This window comes from Actinoplanes sp. NPDC049802 (assembly GCF_040656595.1).
GTDB lineage: Bacteria > Actinomycetota > Actinomycetes > Mycobacteriales > Micromonosporaceae > Actinoplanes.
In genome coordinates this window covers 63383-85556 of record NZ_JBFAMR010000033.1, presented here as the reverse complement: position 1 = coordinate 85556, position 22174 = coordinate 63383, and the positions used below count along the sequence as shown (strand labels likewise).

The 22174-nt window shown below is 70.0% G+C and carries 22 protein-coding genes and 1 tRNA gene; 14 read left to right on the top strand and 9 right to left on the bottom strand.

Annotated features, from left to right (window positions below):
- Nucleotides 1–41 precede the first annotated feature (41 nt).
- Nucleotides 42–962 carry a DMT family transporter gene (locus AB0I88_RS23260; RefSeq protein ID WP_361028081.1) on the bottom strand — a complete coding sequence of 307 codons (921 nt, stop codon included), beginning with the start codon at nucleotides 960–962 and terminating at the stop codon, nucleotides 42–44.
- A gap of 118 nt (nucleotides 963–1080) precedes the next feature.
- On the opposite strand from AB0I88_RS23260, the gene AB0I88_RS23255 reads away from it, so the two are divergent.
- Complete coding sequence (locus AB0I88_RS23255; protein ID WP_361028078.1) at nucleotides 1081–1506, top strand: SgcJ/EcaC family oxidoreductase; 426 nt, start codon at nucleotides 1081–1083, stop codon at nucleotides 1504–1506.
- Nucleotides 1507–1599: 93 nt separating this feature from the next.
- Complete coding sequence (locus AB0I88_RS23250) at nucleotides 1600–2136, top strand: hypothetical protein (protein ID WP_361028075.1); 537 nt, start codon at nucleotides 1600–1602, stop codon at nucleotides 2134–2136.
- Here AB0I88_RS23250 and AB0I88_RS23245 read toward each other — a convergent pair.
- Both AB0I88_RS23245 and AB0I88_RS23240 read right to left on the bottom strand, forming a co-directional pair.
- A tRNA-OTHER gene (locus tag AB0I88_RS23245) sits at nucleotides 2134–2208 on the bottom strand. The genes AB0I88_RS23250 and AB0I88_RS23245 overlap by 3 nt on opposite strands.
- Nucleotides 2209–2751: 543 nt before the next feature.
- Entirely contained in the window at nucleotides 2752–3876 is a 1125-nt protein-coding gene (locus tag AB0I88_RS23240) for an acyl-CoA dehydrogenase family protein (RefSeq protein WP_361028072.1), read from the bottom strand.
- Nucleotides 3877–3970: 94 nt separating this feature from the next.
- Here AB0I88_RS23240 and AB0I88_RS23235 point away from each other — a divergent pair, with 94 nt between their 5' ends.
- On the top strand, nucleotides 3971–5407 hold the full coding sequence (locus AB0I88_RS23235; RefSeq protein ID WP_361028069.1) for an aldehyde dehydrogenase family protein: 1437 nt from the start codon (nucleotides 3971–3973) through the stop codon (nucleotides 5405–5407).
- 51 nt (nucleotides 5408–5458) lie between these two features.
- On the opposite strand, the gene AB0I88_RS23230 is transcribed toward AB0I88_RS23235, so the two are convergent.
- Entirely contained in the window at nucleotides 5459–6088 is a 630-nt protein-coding gene (locus AB0I88_RS23230) for a GntR family transcriptional regulator (protein ID WP_361028066.1), read from the bottom strand.
- A 65-nt stretch (nucleotides 6089–6153) separates the two neighbouring features.
- On the opposite strand from AB0I88_RS23230, the gene AB0I88_RS23225 reads away from it, so the two are divergent.
- The 5 genes from AB0I88_RS23225 (at nucleotide 6154) to AB0I88_RS23205 (ending at nucleotide 10909) form a co-directional block, all read left to right on the top strand.
- Nucleotides 6154–7167: an LLM class F420-dependent oxidoreductase gene (locus tag AB0I88_RS23225; protein ID WP_361028063.1), complete on the top strand. Its 1014-nt coding sequence runs from the start codon at nucleotides 6154–6156 to the stop codon at nucleotides 7165–7167.
- A gap of 1 nt (nucleotide 7168) precedes the next feature.
- Complete coding sequence (locus AB0I88_RS23220; RefSeq protein ID WP_361028060.1) at nucleotides 7169–8086, top strand: oxygenase MpaB family protein; 918 nt, start codon at nucleotides 7169–7171, stop codon at nucleotides 8084–8086.
- Nucleotides 8087–8155: 69 nt separating this feature from the next.
- Nucleotides 8156–9418 (top strand): M14 family metallopeptidase, encoded by a 1263-nt coding sequence (locus tag AB0I88_RS23215; protein ID WP_361028057.1) that lies wholly within the window; start codon nucleotides 8156–8158, stop codon nucleotides 9416–9418.
- Between the two features lie 144 nt (nucleotides 9419–9562).
- Nucleotides 9563–10345 (top strand): serine protease, encoded by a 783-nt coding sequence (locus AB0I88_RS23210; protein ID WP_361028054.1) that lies wholly within the window; start codon nucleotides 9563–9565, stop codon nucleotides 10343–10345.
- Nucleotides 10346–10417: 72 nt separating this feature from the next.
- Nucleotides 10418–10909, top strand: a complete 492-nt coding sequence (locus tag AB0I88_RS23205) for a pyridoxamine 5'-phosphate oxidase family protein (protein WP_361028051.1) — start codon at nucleotides 10418–10420, stop codon at nucleotides 10907–10909.
- A 164-nt stretch (nucleotides 10910–11073) separates the two neighbouring features.
- On the opposite strand, the gene AB0I88_RS23200 is transcribed toward AB0I88_RS23205, so the two are convergent.
- Together AB0I88_RS23200 and AB0I88_RS23195 are read right to left on the bottom strand one after the other, a co-directional pair.
- Complete coding sequence (locus AB0I88_RS23200; protein ID WP_361028048.1) at nucleotides 11074–11229, bottom strand: hypothetical protein; 156 nt, start codon at nucleotides 11227–11229, stop codon at nucleotides 11074–11076.
- Between the two features lie 9 nt (nucleotides 11230–11238).
- Nucleotides 11239–11793 (bottom strand): NADAR family protein, encoded by a 555-nt coding sequence (locus AB0I88_RS23195; protein WP_361028045.1) that lies wholly within the window; start codon nucleotides 11791–11793, stop codon nucleotides 11239–11241.
- A gap of 77 nt (nucleotides 11794–11870) precedes the next feature.
- On the opposite strand from AB0I88_RS23195, the gene AB0I88_RS23190 reads away from it, so the two are divergent.
- Nucleotides 11871–12158, top strand: a complete 288-nt coding sequence (locus AB0I88_RS23190; RefSeq protein ID WP_361028042.1) for a hypothetical protein — start codon at nucleotides 11871–11873, stop codon at nucleotides 12156–12158.
- A 30-nt stretch (nucleotides 12159–12188) separates the two neighbouring features.
- Here AB0I88_RS23190 and AB0I88_RS23185 read toward each other — a convergent pair whose 3' ends face one another.
- Complete coding sequence (locus tag AB0I88_RS23185) at nucleotides 12189–13010, bottom strand: glycosyl hydrolase (protein ID WP_361028039.1); 822 nt, start codon at nucleotides 13008–13010, stop codon at nucleotides 12189–12191.
- Between the two features lie 49 nt (nucleotides 13011–13059).
- Between AB0I88_RS23185 and AB0I88_RS23180 the strand changes: the two genes are divergently transcribed.
- Both AB0I88_RS23180 and AB0I88_RS23175 read left to right on the top strand, forming a co-directional pair.
- Entirely contained in the window at nucleotides 13060–13380 is a 321-nt protein-coding gene (locus tag AB0I88_RS23180; protein WP_361028036.1) for a hypothetical protein, read from the top strand.
- Between the two features lie 198 nt (nucleotides 13381–13578).
- Nucleotides 13579–13986, top strand: coding sequence for a hypothetical protein (locus AB0I88_RS23175; RefSeq protein ID WP_361028033.1), 408 nt, complete (start codon nucleotides 13579–13581; stop codon nucleotides 13984–13986).
- A 49-nt stretch (nucleotides 13987–14035) separates the two neighbouring features.
- Here the strand turns inward: AB0I88_RS23175 and AB0I88_RS23170 are convergent, their stop codons facing one another.
- Nucleotides 14036–15865 (bottom strand): AMP-dependent synthetase/ligase, encoded by a 1830-nt coding sequence (locus AB0I88_RS23170; protein ID WP_361028031.1) that lies wholly within the window; start codon nucleotides 15863–15865, stop codon nucleotides 14036–14038.
- Between the two features lie 109 nt (nucleotides 15866–15974).
- Nucleotides 15975–17180 (bottom strand): TetR family transcriptional regulator, encoded by a 1206-nt coding sequence (locus AB0I88_RS23165; protein WP_361028028.1) that lies wholly within the window; start codon nucleotides 17178–17180, stop codon nucleotides 15975–15977.
- A gap of 114 nt (nucleotides 17181–17294) precedes the next feature.
- Between AB0I88_RS23165 and AB0I88_RS23160 the strand changes: the two genes are divergently transcribed.
- The 3 genes from AB0I88_RS23160 (at nucleotide 17295) to AB0I88_RS23150 (ending at nucleotide 21852) form a co-directional block, all read left to right on the top strand.
- The gene (locus AB0I88_RS23160; protein ID WP_361028025.1) at nucleotides 17295–18509 is read left to right on the top strand and encodes an acetyl-CoA C-acetyltransferase; all 1215 of its coding nucleotides are present in this window, start codon (nucleotides 17295–17297) and stop codon (nucleotides 18507–18509) included.
- 14 nt (nucleotides 18510–18523) lie between these two features.
- Nucleotides 18524–20668 carry a 3-hydroxyacyl-CoA dehydrogenase NAD-binding domain-containing protein gene (locus AB0I88_RS23155; protein WP_361028022.1) on the top strand — a complete coding sequence of 715 codons (2145 nt, stop codon included), beginning with the start codon at nucleotides 18524–18526 and terminating at the stop codon, nucleotides 20666–20668.
- 494 nt (nucleotides 20669–21162) lie between these two features.
- A complete protein-coding gene (locus tag AB0I88_RS23150; protein ID WP_361028019.1) occupies nucleotides 21163–21852 on the top strand; it encodes a phosphotransferase in 690 nt (229 codons plus the stop codon).
- The last annotated feature ends 322 nt before the right edge of the window (nucleotides 21853–22174 follow it).

The following is a 22174-nucleotide window of genomic DNA, read 5'->3' as shown; positions in this document are numbered from 1 at the left end:
CGGCGAAGCCCCGAGGGTGACGGCTCAACGCAACGCCGGTATCAGCTCCGGCTCGCCCCGGCCGGTTCCGGCCGCCGGTCGCGGGCGGGACGGCTACGGGACACGGCCACACCGGCCAGGCACAGGGCGCCGCCGGCCAGGGTCAGCCAACCGGGAACCTCGCCGAGGATCAGCCACGACATCAGGACGACCACCGCGGGAACGGCGTAGGTGGTCGAGCCCATCTTTCCCGCGGTCGTGTGGGCCAGCGCGTACGCCCAGGTCGTGAACGCGACAGCGGTGGGGAAGATGCCCAGGTAGACCACGTTGAGGGTGATCCCGATCGGCGCCGACCGCACGTCCGAGACCAGCTGGCCGGCGAACGGCAGGCACGCTACCGCGCCGATCACGCAGCCGAACGTGGTCGCCTGCAACGCGGACGCGTGACGCAGGGCGGGCTTCTGCGCGACCACCCCCGTGGCGTAGCTCACCGCCGCCACCAGGCACAGGACCACTCCCAGGACCGAGGAACCGCCGCCGCCGGACATCGAGAACCCGACGATGACCGTACCGGCGAAGGACACCGCGATCCCGGCCAGCAGGCGGGGCGGGAAACCCTCGTGCAGCAGCCATCCGGCGAGCAGGGCCATGATCGCCGGGCCCACGTTGACCAGCATCGCGGCGGTGCCCGCGTCCACCAGCTCCTCGCCCCAGTTCAGGGCGACCATGTAGCCGCCGAACCACACGACTCCGGACACCACGATGCCCGGCCAGGCCGCTCTCGGCGGAAAGCCCTGGCGGCTGATCAGCAGAAAGATCAGCAGGGTCACGGCGCCGGCCAGCAGACGGCCCAGGGCCAGCGAACCGGGGGCGAAATGGGGGGCGGCCGCCCGGATTCCGACGAACGCGGACGCCCACAACACCACCGCGACGGCTGCCGCGGCGATGGCGGCGCGCTCCGGGCGTACGAAAGCTGGGTTCATGAGGGAAAGCTAAGCGTGCCGCGCGGCACTGGCTAGCGAGAATCGGACCTCGCGTTGAGCGCGGAGGCCGATCCCGGGAAGCCGATTATGCGGACGGCAGGCGGGGTAACGGGCGGGAATGGACGGTGAAGCGGAACTGCGCGCTCTGGTCGAGGAACGGGTGGCGGCGGTGGCGGCGAAGGATCCGGCCCCGCTGGCGGCCCGGCAGCATCCGGACATCATCACGTTCAACGTGCTGCCACCGCTGCACGCGAAGGGTAACGGCGCTGTCGAGGCGGCCACCCGGGCGTGGTTCGACGCTTATGAGTCCGGGATCGGCTACGAGGTCCGTGATCTGAACGTCACCGTGGACTCCGATGTCGGGTTCTGCTCGTTCCTCTATCACGTGAGCGGCACGCTGAAAGGCGGCGGCGAGGTGGACATGTGGGTGCGGGCGACGCTCGGGTGCCGCCGCATCGACGGCCGGTGGCTGATCGTCCACGATCACGAGTCGGTGCCCTTCGACGCGGAGACCGGCCAGGCCTTGATCGGCCTCAAACCTTGACATATCGGCGAGACACATCACAGCGGCAGCCCAACGTGATGTGTCGATCCCCTTCCCGTGTGTGCGGGTGTCCGCGGTGGATACGCTGCGCGGATGGGGATCCGGGAAGATCAGGTTTTCGAGGCCGTGGTTCGCAAGCTTGCGGACGAGTACGTCGAGATGGAGTCCGGTGGCCCGGCCAAGCGGTATCCGCCGGCCACCGCCGAGGTGGTCGCCGAGGCTGAGCAGATCGCCGGGCGGCCGCTTCCCTACCTGCTCAAACGGCTCTATACCGAAGTCGGCAACGGTGGGTTCGGGCCGGGCTACGGGTTGCTCGGGCTGCGCGGCGGGCACAAGACCGGGCAGATCGACGCGACCGTCGGGCTTCGGCACGGGAGTCTGATGCTCTGCGACTGGGGCTGCGGGATCTCCAGTGACCTGCACCTCGACGACGGCCAGGTCTGGGGCTACGACCCGAACGGATTCGATGCGGCTGAGGCGTTTCCGCAGCACATGACGGTCGTCGACTGGTTCGCCAAGTGGGCTGAGGGACGGCTCTACCAGCCGTGGCTCGTCCAGGATCCGGCGACCGGGGAGCTGCGCGGCGCCACCGACGAGGAGTACGAGGAGATGATCGCGGAAGGGGAGTGAGGGCCGGCCGGATTCGAACCGGCGTCTTCCACCTTGATGGGTGGCGCGACGACCTCTGCGCTACGAACCCCCACTCGCGCGACAGCCTAGCGACCGCCCGGATCGCAGCGTTCGGCGATCTCCCGCAACACTGCCGAACGGTGGGGCGCCGTCTCGTCGCCTGTCCGGGCCTGAGCGGCCCGCATCCGCAGCCGGGGACCGTAGATCCGCATCTCGGGCGACGGCTCCAGGGCACCGGCCAGGACCTCACCAGCTCCAGGTCCTCGCTCTCGATCACGCGGCCGAACGCTTCGGGAGTGATTCCCGGTCTCTCTCACTCAGCACGTGGGTCACTCCTCCATTTTCCGGTACGGGCATCGCAGCCCCCGAAAGCAGGAACACCGCCCCGCCCGCTCCCCGCGACCACCTGCCGGGTCAAGCCTCTGCCTCCCCACCGGGCGGAGCTGCCGACCCCTGGAGCTTGACCGCCGGATCAGCCCGCAGCGGGCGCCGCGGGCTTGACCCGGCAGACGGCCGCTCCGCACCGGCGGAACGGCCGTCGTTGCTTCTGGTTGGCGGTTTCACGCGTACCGGAAACGGGGTTGATGGAAAGCGGGACCCGCCGGAGAGCGAGAGTTACAGGCCGTAGGTCTTGCCGATGATGTCGCGCTGGATTTCGCTGGTGCCGCCGTAGACGGTGCTGACGAGGGTGGCTCGGACGTGGCGTTCCATGTCGTATTCGGTGGCGTAGCCGTAGCCGCCCATCATCTGCATGCCGGCGAGGGCGACCTGGCGGGCGACTTCGGTGGTCTTGAGTTTGACCATGGAGCTCTCGCGCGGGAGGACCTGGTGCGGGTCGCGGTCGGTGAGGGTGGCCACGCGGTGGACCAGGAGGCGGCAGCATTCGATCTCGGTGGCGAGGTCGGCGACGCGGTGGCGTAGCGCCTGGAAGGAGCCGACCGGGCGGCCGAACTGTTTGCGCTGCTTGATGAAGTCGAGGGCGTCGTCGAAGGCGCGCTGGGCGGTGCCGAGCATGAGGGCGGCGAGGATGAGGCGTTCGACGTTGAGGCCGGCCATGAGTTGCTGCCAGCCGCGGTCGACGGTGCCGACGACGGCGTCGGCGGGGACGGTGCAGTCGGTGAAGTAGAGGTCGTTGACCTCGCGGCCGCCCATCGTCTCGATGCCGCTGACCCGCAGGCCGGGCGTGTCGGTGGGGACGAGCAGCATGGTGAGGCCGTGATGGTCGCCGGGGCTGCCCGAGGTGCGGGCGACCAGCAGGATGGCGTCGGCGATGTGGGCGTTGGAGCACCACGTCTTCTGGCCGTTGATGACGTAGCCGTCGTCGGTGAGCACGGCCCGGCAGGAGAGGTTGGCGACGTCGGAGCCGGCTTCCGGTTCGGACATGGCGATGGCGTAGACGCGGCCGGTGGCGAGGCCGCCGAGGACGGTCTTCTTCTGCGGTTCGCTGCCGGAGCGTTCGACGGCGGCGGCGACGATGGCGCTGGTGGTGAAGCCTCCGACGGGGGCCTGTCCGTAGCCGACCTGTTCGAGGAAGAGACAGGTGTCGACCATGCCGGCGCCGGCCCCGCCGTACTGGTCGGGGACGGTGACGCCGAGCCAGCCGAGGTCGGCCATCTTGCGGTAGATGTCCGGGTGGTGGGGGCCGTCGCCGCGTTGCTCGCGGGTGCCGGCCTCGCGGCGGCAGAAGTCGGCGACGGCGTCCACGAAGGCCCGCTGCTCATCTGTTAGATCGATGCCCATGTCATCACCTTCCGATGATTTGCGCAGGTGAGGCGCGTTGTTGACAGCGACCGTAACATATCAAATATCAAATTTTCAGCGTCGGGAGTTCGCTATGGGCACTGTCTTGCGCTCCTACTCACCCGGCACCACGGACGTCGTCGGGGAGTACCCGGTCGCCGACGGCGCGGCTGTCCGGGCCGCCGTCGACCGGGCCCGGGAAGCCGCCCGCTGGTGGGGCGGCCTGAGTTTCAGGGAGCGCCGGGTGCGGTTGCTCGCCTGGAAACGGGCGATCGCCACCCGGATCGAGGAACTGGCCGCCCTGATCGCCGCGGAGACCGGCAAACCGGTCGACGACGCGGTCCTGGAGGTGATGCTCGCGGTCGAGCATCTGGACTGGGCGGCCCGCAGCGCCGGCAAGGTGCTGGGCCGGCGGAAGGTGCCGTCCGGGATGCTGGCGGCGAACCACGTGGCGACTCTGGAGTACCTGCCGCTCGGTGTGGTCGGGGTGATCGGGCCGTGGAACTATCCGGTCTACACGCCACTGGGTTCGGTGTCGTACGCGCTGGCCGCCGGCAACGCCGTGGTGTTCAAGCCGAGCGAGCACACTCCGGGCACCGGCGAGTGGCTGGCCGACGCGTGGCCGGGCGAGAAGCCGGTGCTGCAGGCGCTGGTCGGTGACGGCACGACCGGGGCGGCGCTGTGCTGGTCCGGAGTGGACAAGATCGCGTTCACCGGGTCGGCGGCGACCGCCCGCAAGGTGATGGCGACGTGCGCGGAGACGTTGACGCCGCTGGTGGTGGAGGGCGGCGGGAAGGACGCGCTGATCGTGGCGGCCGACGCCGATCTGGACGCGGCGGCGCGGGCCGCGGCGTTCGGCGGGTTCGGCAATTCGGGGCAGACGTGCGCGGGAGTGGAGCGGGTGTACGTGGTCCGTTCCGTCTACGAGGACTTCCTGAACCGGTTGGAGAAGCTCGCGGAGTCGGCGTCGTACGGCCCGATGACCACCCCGGAGCAGCCGGCGATCGTCCTGGCGCACATCGAGGACGCGCTGGCCCGCGGCGGCCGGGCGATCGTCGGCGGGCCGGAGTCGGTGCGGGGCGCCCGGATCGCGCCGGTGGTGCTGGCAGACGTGCCGGAGGACAGCGTGGCGGTGACCGAGGAGACGTTCGGGCCGACGCTGGTGGTGAACCCGGTCGCCGATCTCGACGAGGCGGTCCGCCGGGCCAACGCCGTGAAGTACGGGCTGGCCGCGTCGATCTTCACGAAGGACACGCACGCGGCGACCGGGATCGCGCGGCGGCTGCGTACCGGTGCCGCGTCGATCAACGCGGTGCTGGGTTTCGCCGGGGTGCCGTCACTGCCGTTCGGCGGGGTGGGTGACTCCGGGTTCGGGCGCATCCACGGGGCGGACGGGCTGCGCGAGTTCTCCCGGGCGCAGTCGGTGACGCGGCAGCGGTTCCACGCGCCGCTGGATCTGATGCGGCTGGACCGGGATCCGAAGGTGATGGCGCGGGCGGTGAAACTGTTCCGGATGCGTCACGGGCGCTGACCGGTGTGTGGGGTTCGGGCGCGGTACGCGCCTGAAACCCACACGCGGGTCTCAGTCCCAGACGGCGAGGCCGTCGAGGTGTTTGACCAGGCGCTCCGCCCCGTCGGTGAAGTGCCTGGTCATCGCCGTACGGGCGGCGTCCGCGTCGGCCCCGGCGAAGGCGGTGAGCAACGCCTCGTGGTCGGTGCGCATGCCCTCGCGCCAGCCGGGGTCGGCGGAGTAGACCCGGGCCGGGGTGTAGCGGGTGGCGGTGCGCAGGAACCAGCTGAGTTTGCGGGAGTGGGCCATCCGGTTCACGGCGCGATGGAACTCGTACTCGAGGGTCTCGACGTCGGCGGCGCGCCGGGCGCGGGCCACCTTGGCGTGCGCCACCCGCAGTTCGGCGAGCTGGGCTTCGCTGATCGCGACGGCCACCCGGGCGGCGAGTTCGCCGGCGATGTCGCCCTGCAACTGGAAGACGTCGAGGATGTCCTGCCGGGACAGCGGCGCCACCACGTATCCCTTGCGCGGCTCCAGGATGACCATGTCCTCGCCGCGCAGCGTCAACAACGCCTCCCGCACCGGGGTGATACTGACTCCGAGGCCGGCGGCGACCTCCTCGAGCCTGATGCGGGCGCCGGGACGAAGCTCGCCGGACATGATCCGATTGCGCAGCGCTGATGCGACCTCTTCGGAGAGCATGTCCGTCTACCTCTCGCTTTATCGGGCTTCACCGTATCAAATATCAAAAACACGGGAGGTTGACGATGCGCCTGGCAACGACGCTGATGTATGCGGGAGATCCACGGGCGACCGCGGACGAGGTGGCCGGCTGGGAGCGGGCGGGACTCGACATCCTGTGGGTGGCGGAGGCGTACGGGTTCGACGCTCCCACGATCATGGGCTATCTGGCGGCGAAGACCGAGCGGGTGGAGATCGGCTCGGCGGTCCTGCCGATCTACTCGCGGACCCCGGCGCTGCTGGCGCAGACGGCGGCCGGGCTGGACGCGATGTCCGGCGGCCGGGCGATCCTGGGGCTGGGCGCGTCCGGCCCGCAGGTGGTGGAGGGCTGGCACGGGGTGCCCTACGACAAGCCGGTCGGCCGGACCCGGGAGATCATCGAGATCTGCCGTGCGGTGTGGCGGCGTGAGGTGATCGAACACGACGGTCTCTACCGGATGCCGCTGCCCGGCGGTCTCGGCAAGCCGCTGAAGATCCTCACCCGTCCGGTGCGCGACCGGATCCCGGTCTACGTGGCGTCACTGGGCGCGGCGAACGTACGGATGACCGCGGAGATCGCCGACGGCTGGCTGCCGTTCCTGTTCGTCCCGGAGCGCGCCGCCGGGGTGTGGGGCGAGGCGCTGGCCGAGGGCACGATGAAACGCGATGCCGGCCTGGCGCCGCTGGAGGTGGTGGCGGGCGGGCCGCTGGCGATCGGCGACGACGTGGCCGGCCTGCGTGATCTGGCCCGGCCGATCGTCGCGCTCTACGTCGGCGGGATGGGCGCCAGGGGCCGCAACTTCTATCACGACGTGGTCAGCCGGTACGGGTTCGAGGCCGCCGCCGACCGCATTCAGGAGCTGTACCTGTCCGGGCACAAGCAGGAGGCGGCGGCCGCGGTTCCCGACGAGTTGCTGGAGCTGACCAGCCTGATCGGCCCGGAGGCGTACGTCCGGGACCGGATCGCCGCGTACAAGGAGGCCGGAGTGACCGTGCTGAACGTGATCCCGTTCGGTGACCCGCTGCGCCAGATCGCCCGTGTGAAGGAGTTGATCAGCTGAGATGGGCCGTTTCGACCTGGTGAGACACATCGCCTCGCTCGACCCCGAGTCCGACCACCTGGAGATCTACCAGATCTCGTCGGGGCGGGAGTTCCCTTGGGACTACACCCGGGCGCTGGAGTTCGCGCTGTTCCGCACCTACTGCGTGCCGAGCATCTCGAAGCTGCTGGCGGCGACCGGCGAGTTCCGGGACAGACCGCAGCGACGGTACGACGACACGGCGCTGCTGATGGCGGAGATGGCGGCGCACGGTTACGACTCCGAGCGCGGCCGGGAGGCGCTGAGGGTGGTGAACCGGGCGCACGGCCGCTACGCGATCAGCAACGACGACATGCTCTACGTGCTGTCGACGTTCGTCTACGACCCGATCGACTGGATCACCCGCTACGGCTGGCGGCCGCTGCACTCCCACGAGAAGCTGGCGGCCTACTTCTACTACCGCGAGGTCGGCAAGCGGATGGGCATCAAGGACATCCCGGGCTCCTTCCCCGATTTCCGGAACTTCAAGGATTCGTACGAGCAGAAGCACTTCGTCTATTCGGACACCAACCGGGAGATCGGCGAGTACACGGTCGGCCTGTTCGCCGGCTGGTTCCCGGGGTTCGCCCGGCCCGCGGTGCGCCTGGGTGTGCGCGGGATGCTGGACGACCGGATGCTGCGGGCTTTCGGTTTCGAGCCGGCGCCGCCGTGGGTGGGCGCCCTGGCCGGGGCCGGTCTGCGGGCGCGGGCGGCGGCGTTGCGGTTCTTCCCGCCGCGCCGTGAGTCGGTGCTGGCCCGGCCGGGCAGCAATCGCACGTATCCCGGCTATCCGGACGGGTACCGGCCGTCCGATCTGGGCGCACCGCCCCCGCCGGACGATCTGCCGGCCGAGCTGCGCCGTCCATCACGTCAGGATCAGGGGAATATTGACATGGCCTGATGCATTGCTGACCTTCTATCCCTGGGGGTTTGCTGTGAGCACCATCTCCCCCAGATCCGGAGGTCGTTCATGAGACGACGGTCCTTCGCGGTGCTCGCCGCGGTCGCGATGTGCGCGACCGCGGCGATCAGCGCTTCCTCTCCCGCCACCGCCGAACCGGTGCCCGACCCGGCCGGCGAGTACGAGATCTACGACGTCCGCACGCTCGCCCAGCGCACCACGATCGCCCGGGTCGGCGCGGCGATCGAGGACATCGAGCACGGCGTCGCGACGGTGACCGCCACCGGCGCCGAGGTGTCCCGGCTCAAGCGGCTCGGTTTCACCGTCGAGCCGGTGCTGCGCACGCTCGACTTCCCGCCCGCCGACTCGGCCTACCACAACTACGCCGAGACGATCGCCGAGATCAACTCGGTGGTGGCCGCGTTCCCGGCGATCGCCAGCAAGCGGGTGCTCGGCACGTCGTACGAGGGCCGGCAGATCGTGGCCGTGAAGATCTCCGACAACGTCGGCACCGACGAGTCCGAGCCCGAGGTGCTGTTCGACGCCAACCACCACGCCCGCGAGCACATGACCGTGGAGCAGGCGCTCTACCTGCTCGGCCAGTTCACCCGGTCGTACGCCACCGACACCCGGGTGAAGAACATCGTGAACAGCCGGGAGATCTGGATCATCCCGATGGTCAACCCGGACGGTGTCGAGTACGACATCGCCACCGGCAGCTACCGGTCGTGGCGCAAGAACCGGCAGCCCAACAGCGGCTCCAGCTACGTCGGCACCGACCTGAACCGCAACTACGGCTACAACTGGGGCTGCTGCGGCGGCTCGTCCGGCAGCACGTCGTCGGCCACCTACCGCGGGCCGTCCGCGTTCTCGGCGCCGGAGACCCGGGTGATCCGGGACTTCGTCAACAGCCGGGTCGTCGGCGGGGTGCAGCAGATCAAGGCCGCGATCGACTTCCACTCCTACTCACAGTTGGTGCTGTGGCCGTACGGGCACACCACGGCGAACACCGCCACCGGCATGAACGCCGACCAGGCCAACACGTTCGCCACGCTGGGCCGGCAGATGGCGGCCACCAACGGCTACACCCCGCAGCAGTCCAGCGACCTCTACATCACCGACGGTGACTCGCTCGACTGGCTGTGGGGCGCGCACAAGATCTTCGCGTACACGTTCGAGCTGTACCCGGGCAGCGCCTCCGGCGGCGGCTTCTACCCGCCGGCCAGCGTGATCCCGACGCAGACCGCCCGCAACCGGGAGGCCGCGCTGATGCTGGCCGAGGCCGCGGACTGCCCGTACAAGGTGATCAACAAGCAGTCCACCTACTGTTAGCCGCGCTCGGTCCGGCGGCCCCGGTGGCCGCCGGACCGGCGTGCTTCTGCGTCGGCTCCGCCCACGGTATAAGCGAGCCGGGATGTTTATATTCATCATCGTCAATGAAAGGCTCGGGGCACCCCGGATCAGAGGAGAACCGAGATGCGCAGATGGCGAACCCTTCTGGCAATGCTGGCCGCGGTCGTCACCGCCGCCACCATGTCCCCCACCCCGGCGGCGGCTTCGGACCCCGTCACCCCGTACGTGGTCGGCGGCACCCGCGCCGCGCTGGGAGAGTTCCCGTGGATGGTCCGGCTCTCGATGGGCTGCGGCGGCGCGCTCTACAGCCCGACCCTGGTGCTCACCGCCGCCCACTGCGTCAGCCGTACCGGCGCCAACACGTCGATCACGGCCACCCTCGGCGTCGTCGACCTCCAGTCGGCAAGCCGCATCACCCGCCGGTCGAACTACGTGCACCGGGCGCCCGGCTACAACGGCAATGGTGACGACTGGGCGTTCATCCGCCTCGCCAGCCCGGTGACCGGGATCGCCACACTGCCGATCGTGACGTCCACCGCGTACGACAGCGGCACGTTCACCGTGGCCGGCTGGGGCGCGGCCCGGGAAGGCGGCGCCCAGCAGCGCTACCTGCTCAAGGCCAACGTGCCGTTCGTCAGCGACGCCACCTGCAACTCCTCCTCCATGTACGGCGGCGAGGTGATCGCCGCCGAGGAGATCTGCGCCGGCTACACCTCCGGCGGCGTCGACACCTGCCAGGGTGACTCCGGCGGCCCGATGTTCCGCCAGGGCGCGTCCGGTTGGGTCCAGGTCGGCATCGTCAGCTGGGGCGACGGCTGCGCCCGCCCGAACAAGCCGGGCGTCTACACCCAGGTCAGCTACTTCTCCGCCGCGATCCGCTCCGCCGCCGCCAGCCTCGGCGGCTGACCGGCCCGCACCGTCGCCACACCCCGGGCGCCCGCCGATCACGCGGTGGGCGCCCGGGTGTTTGCTGTGGGGGTGACGATCAAACCAACCCGCACGCTGGAACGGGACCGGCTCGCGGAGCGTGTCCTCAATCTGTTCGCCACACAGAACATCTGTGTGCTGGCGACAAGCGACCCGGACGGGGCGCCGCACGCCACGCCGGTCCGCTACTTCGCACGGGAGTTCACGCTGATCTTCACGTCGCTCGGCACGTCACCGAAGATCCGGAATCTGCGGGCCGACCCGCGGGTCTCGGCCGGGATCTTCGCGCCGCTCACCGGGCCGGAGAGCAGCCGCGGGGCACAGATCTTCGGGACCGCGCGGGTGCTGGCCCCCGGCGAGCCGGGCTTCGGCGAGCACTGGGCGGTCGTCGGCCCCCGGATCGACGACGCCGAACGCGCCACCTTCCTCAACGATCCGGGGCGCTGCGTGCTCGGTGTGATCAGCGCCGACCGGATCGTCTACACCGACCACTGGATCAAACGGGACGGGTACGCGCCGCGTCAGACTCTGACTCTCGGCTGAGAAAGCCCTCCGCCCCGGCGGTGACGCCGGCACGGACGGCGACGCCGGCCGGATCGTCCGGGAACAGATGGTGGTGCTCCACGCCCGCGCCGAGCGTGCTGCCGGTGGCGCCCGGGATCAGGCCCAGGTAGCGCGGCGCGATCCGCTCGGGCGGGGTGATGGCATCAGCGGCCGCCGGTGCCGTGCGACAGCAGCACCACCCGGGCCGGGGCGGCGGAGTCCGGCTCCCACAGGTGGATCCGCACCGGCCGGGGCCGTCGCGCATCTTCGAAGGACGGACGGCTCCGGTCGATGGACTCGATGATCCGTGGCATGGGCACGCCCGGACGTTACCGCAACTCGTCGCGCACCCGCATGAGCGCGAAACCGAGCAGATTCAGCCCCCGCCAGCGGTGCGGGTCGGACGCCGCCTCGTCGTCACGGGACAGGCCGATGCCCCAGATCCGGTCCAGCGGGCTCGCCTCGACCAGCACCCGGTCGCCGGTGTTCAGCAGATAGGCGCGCAGGGCCGGGTCGCCGCCGAACTTCGCCAGGTTGCCTGCCACCACGATCGGGACCCGGTGCTCGTCCCACGTCCTCTGATCGAATCCGGCCACCCGGCCGCCCAGCTTCTTCGCCTCGTGCGGATGCCCGGCGGTCAGGATCCTTCCCGCCATGACGTCATCGCCGAACAGGACGGCCTTGCGCCACATCATGTAGTGCTCGGCGGTCGCGAACGTGACACCGTCGACGGTGAACTCCGACGGGAACCACTGGCTCAGGCACCCGGCGCCGGCGCTGCCGTCACGCTCGGGCTGATGCCCCCAGAAGAACAGGTACCGCACCCGCTCCCCCGCCTTCCGGGCGGAGATCAGGTCGGCGGTGCTGCGGATCGATCCGGACATGCCCGGTAGTCTGCCCGGCCCGCCCGCGACGGCCCACCCCTTTTCGGCCCACGGGACGCCGTGGTGGAATGCCGGGCATGAGCCGGTCCCTGCGCTGGCGCTTCGCGTCGGTCTTCATCGGGTTGTCCGGCCTGTTGCTGGGCGCGAGCGTGCTGGGCGCCTGGGCCGGCTGGGCCCACCTCAGTCCGGCCATCCGCGCCGTCACCGTCTTCATGTGCCTTCTCTTCGCCGCGTGCGTGTGGCTCAGCATCTCCATCGCGGTCGTCGACTGGGACGTCGACTTCCCGTGGGGGCGGGCCGGCTTCCTGCTGCTGTTGCTCGTACTGGGCTGCGGGGTCGGCTGGGCACGCTCGGTGCTGACGTGAAACGGGTGCTCACACCCGTACCACCGGAGATCAACCGCTGAAGCGTGCGCTGCGCGCCATGGTGCGGTAGGCGGCGAGCGCGGCGGAGTCCGTGTCGAAGCGGAAGTTGTAGTCGGTGCCCTCCTGGATGTCGGTGTCGAACCAGACCACGGCGCCGACCGCCGGGTTGTCCTCCACCCAGGAGTGCAACTTCTTGATCCACTTGGCTTTGCCCTGCACAGCGGCCGTCTCGGCCAGGATGATCGGCTTCTTGCCGCCGAACCGGTCGGTCACCGGATTGAACAGCGTCGACGGCGTCTCGTTGTAGAAGTTGTAGCCGGAGATGCCGACCCAGTCGACGTAGGCGTCACCGGGGTAGTACTTCTGCACCTGGTTCCAGGAGGCGCTGGGCGAGGAGTTCCAGTTGGGGCTCCACACCCAGGCCACGTTGTCGGCGCCCTGCTCGCCGAAGATCCGGTGCAGGCGGCGCCACGCCTTGATGTAGTCCGCGGCGTTCCGACCGTTCGGCGCGCCGCCCCACTCGAACCAATCGCCGTTCATCTCCCAGCCCCAGCGCAGCATGATCGGGCGTCTCATGCCCTTGAGCTTGCGGGCCACCGAGCGGATGTTGCCGTCCGAGCTGCCGTTGAGGATGCCGGCGTAGGGGGCGCCGTGCCAGGACACCATCAGCACGCTGCTGCGGGCGATCTCCGGCTCGGAGGTGGGCACGTAGCCGTCCCACGGGTAGAAACGGTTGACGATGCGCTGCTCACGGCCCAGTTGCCGGCGGCGCAGGGCGAGGCTCTGCTTGAGGCTCTTGCCGCCGAGCGCCAGGTAGGAACCGAGCATCACCTTGCCGGCCGGGGCGGGCACGGCGCCGCCGCGACCGGAGGCCGCCGCGGCTTCGGTGGTGGCCGACGGCGTGGGCGAACTGGAGGAGGTGGCACTGGCCGCCGAGCCGACACCGGCGCTCGTGCTGGGTGACGCGGGCACCGAGGCGGGCGCGGCCGCCGACGACGGCGGGGGCGCCGCCGGAGCGCTTCCCCCGGCCCGCGTGAGCGGCGTCTCCGGCGCGCTCGCCGTGCCGCAGCCCGCGGCGCCGGTGAGTGCCAGCAGGGTCAGCAGTTGGCGGCGCTTCATCACGCGGCCGTTGCCAGGCTCCAAAACGACATCCACCCCCGAAGAGACGACCGGCGAGATCCGCATCATCATGCCCTACCGCCGGGAAACGCGTCTCATCTGAACAGCTTGGTGGCCTGGACCACAGCCGCCTAGCACTCCGTGGGGCCGCCCGCTCGGCGTTTACCTGAAGGACTTCACAACTCCGGCCGAACGTCTCTCCCCCGAGATTTCGCCGGAAGGCCGCGGGCTACGGGCGTAGTTTTTTGCCGAGTGCCGGACCGCTGTTCAAGCGGCCGGCGACAAACGGGGGAGAGTACTCATGAAACTTCGCAAGAGCTGTGTTCTGGCCGCCGGCGCGCTCGTCATGGCGACCATGGGCACGACACTCACCGGCGCGCCCGCGACGGCCGCGCCGGAGTCCGCGACGATCACCGTCAACGCCGTGATCCCGCCGCCGGATGATGACGACGATTACAACGTCCGGGATCGGGACCGCGACCGGGACCGCTACGACGACCGCTACCGGGGTTTCGGTGAGCGGCGGGCCTTCCGGATGGGCTTCGACCGTGGCTTCGAGGACGGCTTCCACCGGGCCAAGCGGTTCTGCCGCAAGATGAACGCCCACAGCTTGCGGTACGGGGGCGACTACCAGAACGCCTACGAACGTGGCTACGAGCGTGGCTACAACTCCGGCTTCGCCCGGGGCTGGCGGATCTTCTGCGACTGAGTGCTTTTGACGTCACCGGCCGGAACAACACTGTTCCGGCCGGTGCCGTTCATCCGCCGTAGAGCGCGCCGATCTCGCCGGCGTAGCGTTCCTGGATCACCCGGCGGCGCAGCTTCAGCGTCGGGGTGAGCTCCCCGGTCTCCGGGCTCCACGGACGCGACAGGATCCGGAAGGTCTTGACCTGCTCCGGACGGGACAGCTTGGCGTTGGCGACGGCCACGGCCGCCTCGATCTCGGCGATCAGCACCGGATCGTCCGCCAGCTTCTCGACGGCGCTGGACGGCAGGCCCTTCGACCGTGCCCAGAGCGGGGCGATCTCCTCGTCCAGGACGATCAGCGCGGTCACGTACGGCCGCCGGTCGCCCACCGCGACCGCCTGCGCGATGAGCGGATGTGCCCGCAGCAGGTTCTCGATCTGCGCGGGTGAGATGTTCTTCCCGCTCGAGTTGATGATCAACTCCTTCTTGCGGTCGGTGATGGTGAGGAAGCCGTCGTCGTCGAGGACGCCCACGTCACCGGTGGCCAGCCAGCCGTCGGCGTCGGTGATCGGCTCGATGCCCCCGTCGGCGCGCAGGTAGCCGGCGCAGACCAGCGGCCCCCGGACCAGGATCTCGCCGTCCTCGGCGAGCCGGATCTCCATGCCGCCGTTGGGCCGCCCGACCGATCCGGTGCGGAAGTGCTCCGGCGTGTTGATCGTCGCCGTGCCGGTGGTCTCGGTCATGCCCCACACCTCCAGCACCTCGATCCCGATGCTGGCCAGGTAGTCGAGCACCTCGACCGGGATCGGCGCGGCCCCGCTGCCGGCCCACAGCATGTTGTCCATGCCGAGTTTGGCGCGCAGCGGCTTGAGCACCTGGGCGTCGAGGGTGGCGTGTTTGGCGGCCAGCTCCTGCGGCACCGGCTGTTCGGCCCCGCGTAGCCGGTGAACCTGCAGCGCCACCTCACGTGCCATGTCGACGGCCGCCTTGATCTGCGGTTCGGCGGCGGCGAGCTGCCCCTGGACGCCGGCGACCATCTTCTCCCAGATCCGGGGAACGCCGAAGAACGACACCGGCCGGATCTTGACCAGCCCGGCGAGCAACTGGGCCGGGTCGGAGCAGATGGTGACGTGCCCGGCCCGGTAGATCGGGTTGTAGACGCCGAGAACGCGCTCGGCGATGTGCGCGAGCGGCAGGTACGCCAGCGACTCGGCGTGGTCGGGCGTATCGATGGTGTGCTGCATGACCACGGACTGGTAGATGACGTTGTGGTGGGTGAGCACCACGCCCTTGGGGTCGCCGGTGGTGCCGGAGGTGTAGAGCATGGTGACCGGCTGGTCCGGCCGCACCTCCCGCCACGCCTTCTCGAACGCGGCCGGGTCGGCCTGGTGTGCGGCGGAGCCGCGGACGGCGACCTGGCGCAGCGAGACGACCCGGCCGGTGTCGTCGTCGCCCTCGGTGTCGACCACCACGACCCGGCGGATCTCCGGCAGGTCGTCGAGGATCGGCTTCCAGCGCTCCAGCGCCGCCTGGTTCTCCAGGACGACGATCTCGGCACGGCTGTGCCGGGCCAGGTAGCGCAACTGGTCGGTGGCGAGGGTGGCGTAGACGGTCGACGGGACCGCGCCCAGGTGGGCGGCGGCCAGGTCGACGATCCAGTGTTCGGGCCGGCTGGACATCATGATCAGCATCCGGTCGCCGGAGCGCAGCCCCAGGTCGGCGAGGCCGCGGGAGACCACGGTGATCTCGTCGCGCAGTTGCCGCCAGGTCAGCGTCTCTGGTGAGCCGAGCGCGCTGAGCGCCGGCAGGTCGGGGTGTTCGGTGGCGTTGCGGTGCAGCAGTGCGGGAATGGTCAGATCGCGGGCGATGTCGGCGCACCGCTGAGCAAGGGCGGGATCCATGAGCTGCCTCCTGGAGAGCCGAAGACGGACGGCTATGGCGCGACTGTAAACGCGCACTAACTTCCTGGGAAGGCAAGAAGCGAATCCAGCCTAACTTTTTCGCCGCCGATCAGGCACGCAGCACCGTCAGGGCGAGCCGGACGAGGTGCCGGTCCATGCCCGAACGACGATCGAAACGAACCAGCCGGCTCAGGTCGGTGACCAGGTTGAGAGCCGCGTGGACCAGCACCCGGGCCTCCGGGACGGGCAGCCCGGGACGCAGCCGGCCGAGCAGCCTGACCCACTCCTCGACATGCAGCCGCTGCACCTTGCGCAGCTCATGACGGTCGGCCTCGGGCAGATTGTTGTTCTCCGCCAGGTAGACCGACACCAGCGCGCTGCGCTCGAAGGTCAGCTCCACGTAGGACTCCGCCATCCGCCGCAGCGCGTCCTCGTCGCCGGTCGCGCCGGCCAGGGCCGCGGCGGTGGACTCGGCCACCCGCTCCGAGGCCCGGTAGAAGGCCGCGGCCAGGATGTCAGCTTTGCCAGGGAAGTAACGATAGACGCTTGACGCGTTGATGCCCGCGGCCCGGCCGATGTCCTCGACACCGACCGCGTGGTAGCCGTACCGATGAAAGAGCTTGACCGACTCGGTCAGCAGGATCTCCCGGCGCGCGGTGACACCCAGCGCCGGCTCCGGCTCCGGGTACTCGGTCGTGGGCGCCGCCGGCGTCGCCGGCTCGTCACGCAGCACCGCCCAGGCCACGCGGCGCAGGACCGCCTCGCCCCGGCCACGCGCGATCGCCGCCCGGTGCGTGCCCACACTGCCGAACACGCTGAGAGCGGCACGGACCATGGCGGCCGCGTCACGGCCGGAGATCTCCGGCCGCAATTCCCGCAACGGTACGGCCAGACGACCCGCCAGCACCCCCAACTCCACCATGAACTCGTCCCGGTGCTCGGGCGTCAGATACCGCCACTCCCACTGGTAGAGCCCCGCCACCTTGCGGTGCTCGACGGCGAGCCGGGCCAGCACCGCCAGCAACTGGTCGAGCCGCCGCTCGGGATCGGGGCCGTCGGGCAGGTCGGTGGCGGCCAGCACGGTGTCGGCGAGCTGACGGGTGGCGTGCACGAGCATCGCGTACTTGTTCGGAAAATGGCGGTAGATGGCCGGGCCGCTGATCCCGACCACGGTGGCGATCTCGTCCAGGCTCACCCCGTGGTAGCCCCGGTCGCAGAACATCTCCGCAGCGGCCAGGGCGAGCTGCGTCTTACGGTTCTTCGGCCGCTTGCGGACCTCGGCTGGGGCCGGCTCGCCGGCCGCGGCGATGCTCATGATGAACAGCCTAACGGTGATCTGTGGTTCGCCCGACGTTCGTCGCCATATCCTTGACACCTAGCGGAAACATCGGCAAAAGTTAGCCGCAATTCGCATCCAGGGGAGCAGTCGATGACGACCGAGGCCTATCTGTACGACGCCGTGCGCACACCGCGCGGCCGGGGGAAGAAGACCGGATCCCTGCACGGGGTGAAACCCGTCTCGCTGGTGGTGGGACTGATCGGCGAGCTGCGGCGACGCTACCCGGAGGTGGACCCGGCCGACATCGAGGACGTGGTCCTCGGCGTGGTGTCCCCGCTCGGCGACCAGGGCGCCGACATCGCCAAGACCGCGGCACTCGCCGCCGGGCTGCCCTACGAGTCGGCGGGCGTCCAGCTCAACCGCTTCTGCGGCTCCGGCCTGGAGGCGGTCAACATCGCCGCCCAGAAGATCCGCTCCGGCTGGGAGGACCTGGTCCTCGCCGGCGGTGTCGAGTCGATGTCCCGGGTGCCGATGGGCTCCGACGGCGGCGCCTGGGCGATGGACCCGGACACCGCGCTGAACACCGACTTCATCCCGCAGGGCATCAGCGCCGACCTGATCGCCACGATGGACGGATACAGCCGTGAGGACGTCGACGCGTTCGCCGTCGGCTCCCAGCAGAAAGCGGCGAAGGCCTGGCAGAACGGCTACTTCGACCGCTCCGTCGTCGCAGTCCACGACCGCAACGGCCTGCTGGTCCTCGACCGCGACGAGCACATCCGCGCGGACAGCACGGTGGAGAGCCTCGGCAAACTGCCCGCCTCCTTCGCCACCATCGGCGACCAGGGCGGCTTCGACGCCGTGGCGCTGCAGAAATACCACTGGGTCGAGAAGATCAACCACGTGCACAGCCCGGGCAACTCGTCCGGCATCGTGGACGGCGCGGCACTGGTCATGATCGGCTCCGAGCGGGCCGGCCAGCGCGCCGGGCTCACCCCGCGCGCCCGGATCGTGTCCGCCGCGCTCAGCGGCGCCGACCCGACCATCATGCTCACCGGCCCCGCACCCGCCGCCCGCAAGGCCCTGGCCAAAGCCGGGCTCACCGTCGACGACCTCGACCTCGTCGAGATCAACGAGGCGTTCGCGGCCGTCGTCCTGCACTTCATCGACGACATGAAACTCGACCCGGAGAAGGTCAACGTCAACGGCGGCGCGATCGCCATGGGCCACCCGCTGGGCGCCACCGGCGCCATGATCCTCGGCACCCTCGTCGACGAGCTGGAGCGGCGCGGTGGGCGGTACGGCCTGGCCACGCTCTGCATCGGCGGCGGCATGGGCATCGCCACCATCGTCGAACGGCTCTGAGGGGAAAACCGACAGTGACTGACACCATTCGCTACGACCGCGGTGACGACGGCATCGTCGTGCTCACCCTCGACGACCCGCGCCGCGGCGCCAACACCATGAACGACGCGTACGTCGCCAGCATGGAGGCCACCGTCTCCCGCCTGGAAGCCGAACGCGACCAGATCACCGGCGTCATCATCACCTCGGCAAAGAACTCCTGGTTCGCCGGCGGCGACCTGGACCAGCTCGGCTCCGTGCCGGCCGACCGCGGGCAGGACGTGTTCGACCTGTCCACCAAGGTCAAAGGCCAGCTGCGGCGACTCGAGACGCTCGGCAAACCGGTCGTCGCGGCCATCAACGGCTCGGCGCTCGGCGGCGGGCTGGAACTGGCGCTGTCCTGCCACCGGCGGATCGCACTGAACAACCCGAAGACCGAGATCGGCCTGCCCGAGGTCACCCTCGGACTGCTTCCGGCCGGGGGCGGCGTCGTCCGTACCGTCCGGTTGCTCGGTCTTGTGAACGCTCTGACCCAGGTGCTTCTGCAGGGCACCCGGCACCGCATCGCCGCCGCTCACAAACTGGGCCTCGTCGACGAGGTGGTGGAGACGCCCGAACAGCTGATCGCCTCGGCCCGCGAGTGGATCGCCGCCAACCCGGCCGCCGCTCAGCCGTGGGACACCAAGGGCTACAAGATCCCCGGCGGCACCCCGTCCACCCCGGCGCTCGCCGCCATGCTGCCGGCCTTCCCGGCAAACCTGCGCAAGCAGCTCAAAGGCGCGTTCTATCCGGCGCCGCGCAACATCCTGTCCGCCGCCGTCGAGGGCGCACAGGTCGATGTGGACACCGCGTTCGTCATCGAGACCCGCTACTTCGTCGAGCTGGTCACCGGGCCGGTCGCCAAGAACATGATCAAGGCGTTCTTCTTCGACCTGAACGAGGTCAGCCAGCGCGACATCGGCGAAGTACCGCCGATCACCAAGGTGGCCGTGCTCGGCGCCGGCATGATGGGCGCCGCCATCGCGTACGTCTGCGCCCGCGCCAGCCTGCCGGTCGTGCTGCGCGACGTGTCCCTCGACGGCGCCGTCCGCGGCAAGGGCTACTCGGAGAAGATCGTCGCCAAGGACATCGGCCGCGGCCGGATCACCGAGGACAAGGGCCGCGCCCTGCTCGACCTGATCACCGCCACCGACCAGGTGGCCGACCTGGCCGGCGCCGACCTGGTGATCGAGGCCGTCTTCGAGGACCCGGCGCTCAAGCACAAGGTGTTCGCCGAGATCGAGGGCATCGTGGCGCCCGACGCGCTGCTCTGCTCCAACACGTCGACGCTGCCGATCACCGCGCTCGCCGAAGGCGTCCAGCGACAGGCCGACTTCATCGGCCTGCACTTCTTCTCCCCCGTCGACAAGATGCCCCTGGTCGAGGTGATCAAGGGCGAGAAGACCAGCGACCTGACCGTACGCCGTGCGCTCGACGTGGTCCGCAAGCTGCGCAAGACGCCGATCGTGGTCAACGACAGCCGCGGCTTCTTCACCAGCCGGGTGATCGGCACCTTCACCAACGAGGGCATCGCGATGCTCGCCGAGGGTGTCGCGCCGGCCAGCATCGAACAGGCCAGCAGCCAGGCCGGCTACCCGGCCCCGGTGCTGCAGCTGATGGACGAGCTGACCCTCACCCTCCCCCGCAAGATCCGCAACGAGTACCGGGCGGCCGCCGAAGCCGCCGGACAGCAGTGGGAGGCGCACCCCGCCGACCAGGTCATCGACCGGATGATCGACGAGTTCGGGCGGCCCGGCCGCTCCGGCGGTGCCGGCTTCTACGAGTACGCCGACGGCAAACGAACCGGGCTGTGGCCGGGACTGTCCGCCTTCGCCAAGCCCGACGTGAACGTGCCGTTCGAAGACCTCAAGGAGCGGATGCTCTTCATCGAGGCGATCGAGACGGTCAAATGCCTCGACGAAGGGGTGCTGCTGTCGGTCGCCGAAGCCAACATCGGCTCCATCTTCGGCATCGGCTACCCCGGATGGACCGGCGGTGTGCTGCAGTACATCAACCAGTACGAGGGCGGATTGCCGGGGTTCGTCGCCCGGGCCCGGCAGTTGGCCGAGCGTTATGGTGACCGGTTCAGCCCGCCGGCGCTACTGCTCGCCAAAGCGGACGCGGGAGAGATCTTCGCCTGATCGGGGTTCGGCTCGCCCTCTGGGCGGGCCGCGGCCCTATCCGTTGATCGGCTTTCGGCCCGCCCCCGACATGGGGGCGGGCCCCGGTCATGTCCGCTCACCGGATTCGGGCCCGCCCCGGTCGAAGGGTGAGCCTCAGCCGTACCCGTCGACCGGCTCTTCGGCCCGCTCCCGGCAAGAGGGCAGGCCCCGGCCATGTCCGCTCACCGGATTCGCGCCCGCCCCGGTCGAAGGGTGAGCCTCAGCCGTACCCGTCGACCGGCTCTTCGGCCCGCCCCGACAAGAGGGCAGGCCCCGGCCATGCCCACTCACCGGCTTCGCGCCCGCCCCGATCGAAGGGCGAGCCTCAGCCGTACCCGTCGACCGGCTTCTCGGCCCGCCCCCGACATGGGGGCGGGCCTCGGTCACATCCGTCACTCGACGGCCGCCGGTCGGACACCCGGCCGATGCATGAACCATGATCTCCGGGTTACCGTCCATGCCGGAGGTTGATCATGAGTGAGGACGAGGAGTTACCGGGCGAGCCGTGGGCGCCCGCGGTCGAGGCGCTGCTGCGGCACCTGGAGGACACCGGCTTCGACGGCGCACCCCCCGTCGAGGAGCAGACCCTCCGGGGAGTACGGACCGGCACGGTACTCCCCTGGCCCGAGTGGACCCGCCAGGACGACACCCTCTGGCAGGTAGCTCAGTGGCTGCGCGAATACCACGAGGCCGTCACCGACTTCGTCCCGCCAGAAGACGCCAAATGGCGCAAAGGCGGCGCCTGGGAGCCCGGACTCGTCATCGGCCACAACGATGCCGCCCCCTACAACGCCACCCGCTCCGGGCAGCGACTCACCGGCTTCGTCGGCTGGGACTTCGCCGGCCCCGTCACCCGCGACGCCGATCTTGCCTTCACCGCCTTCGCCTGGGTGCCGCTCAACGCCCGCGACGTCGCCTTCGCCGAAGGTTGGACCGCCTTCTCCGACCGGCCGCGCCGACTACGGCTGCTTCTCGACGCATACGGCTGGCGCGGCACCGCCGCCGACATGATCCGCGAAGTCCGCGACCGCATCAGCGCCGCCATCCACGACATCCGCCGCCTCGCCGGCGCCGGCGACCACGACTGCCGCGAACTGGTCCACTCCGGATTCGACCAGCGGCTCGCCATGGCTGTGAAGGAACTGGCCACCTTCCCGGGATGACCCGGCAAACCCTCCCGGTGAACAACCGCCTCCCCGAACACCATCGACAGCATCGGCATCCCGGCCGGAGCATTGGCCGACCCGCTCCGGCCGGGATGCCGCTTCCCGCGGCCTGGGTCGCAATCAAACGGCCGTCCACGGCCGATGGCGAGTCTCAACCGGCCACCGACAACGCCTTCGGGCGACACCCGCGCAAGCCTCCAAGCGACACCCGCCCAAGTCCCCAGGCGACACCCGCGCAAGCCTCCAAGCGACACCCGCCCAAGTCCCCAGGCGACACCCGCGCAAGCCTCCAAGCGACACCCGCCCAAGTCCCCAGGCG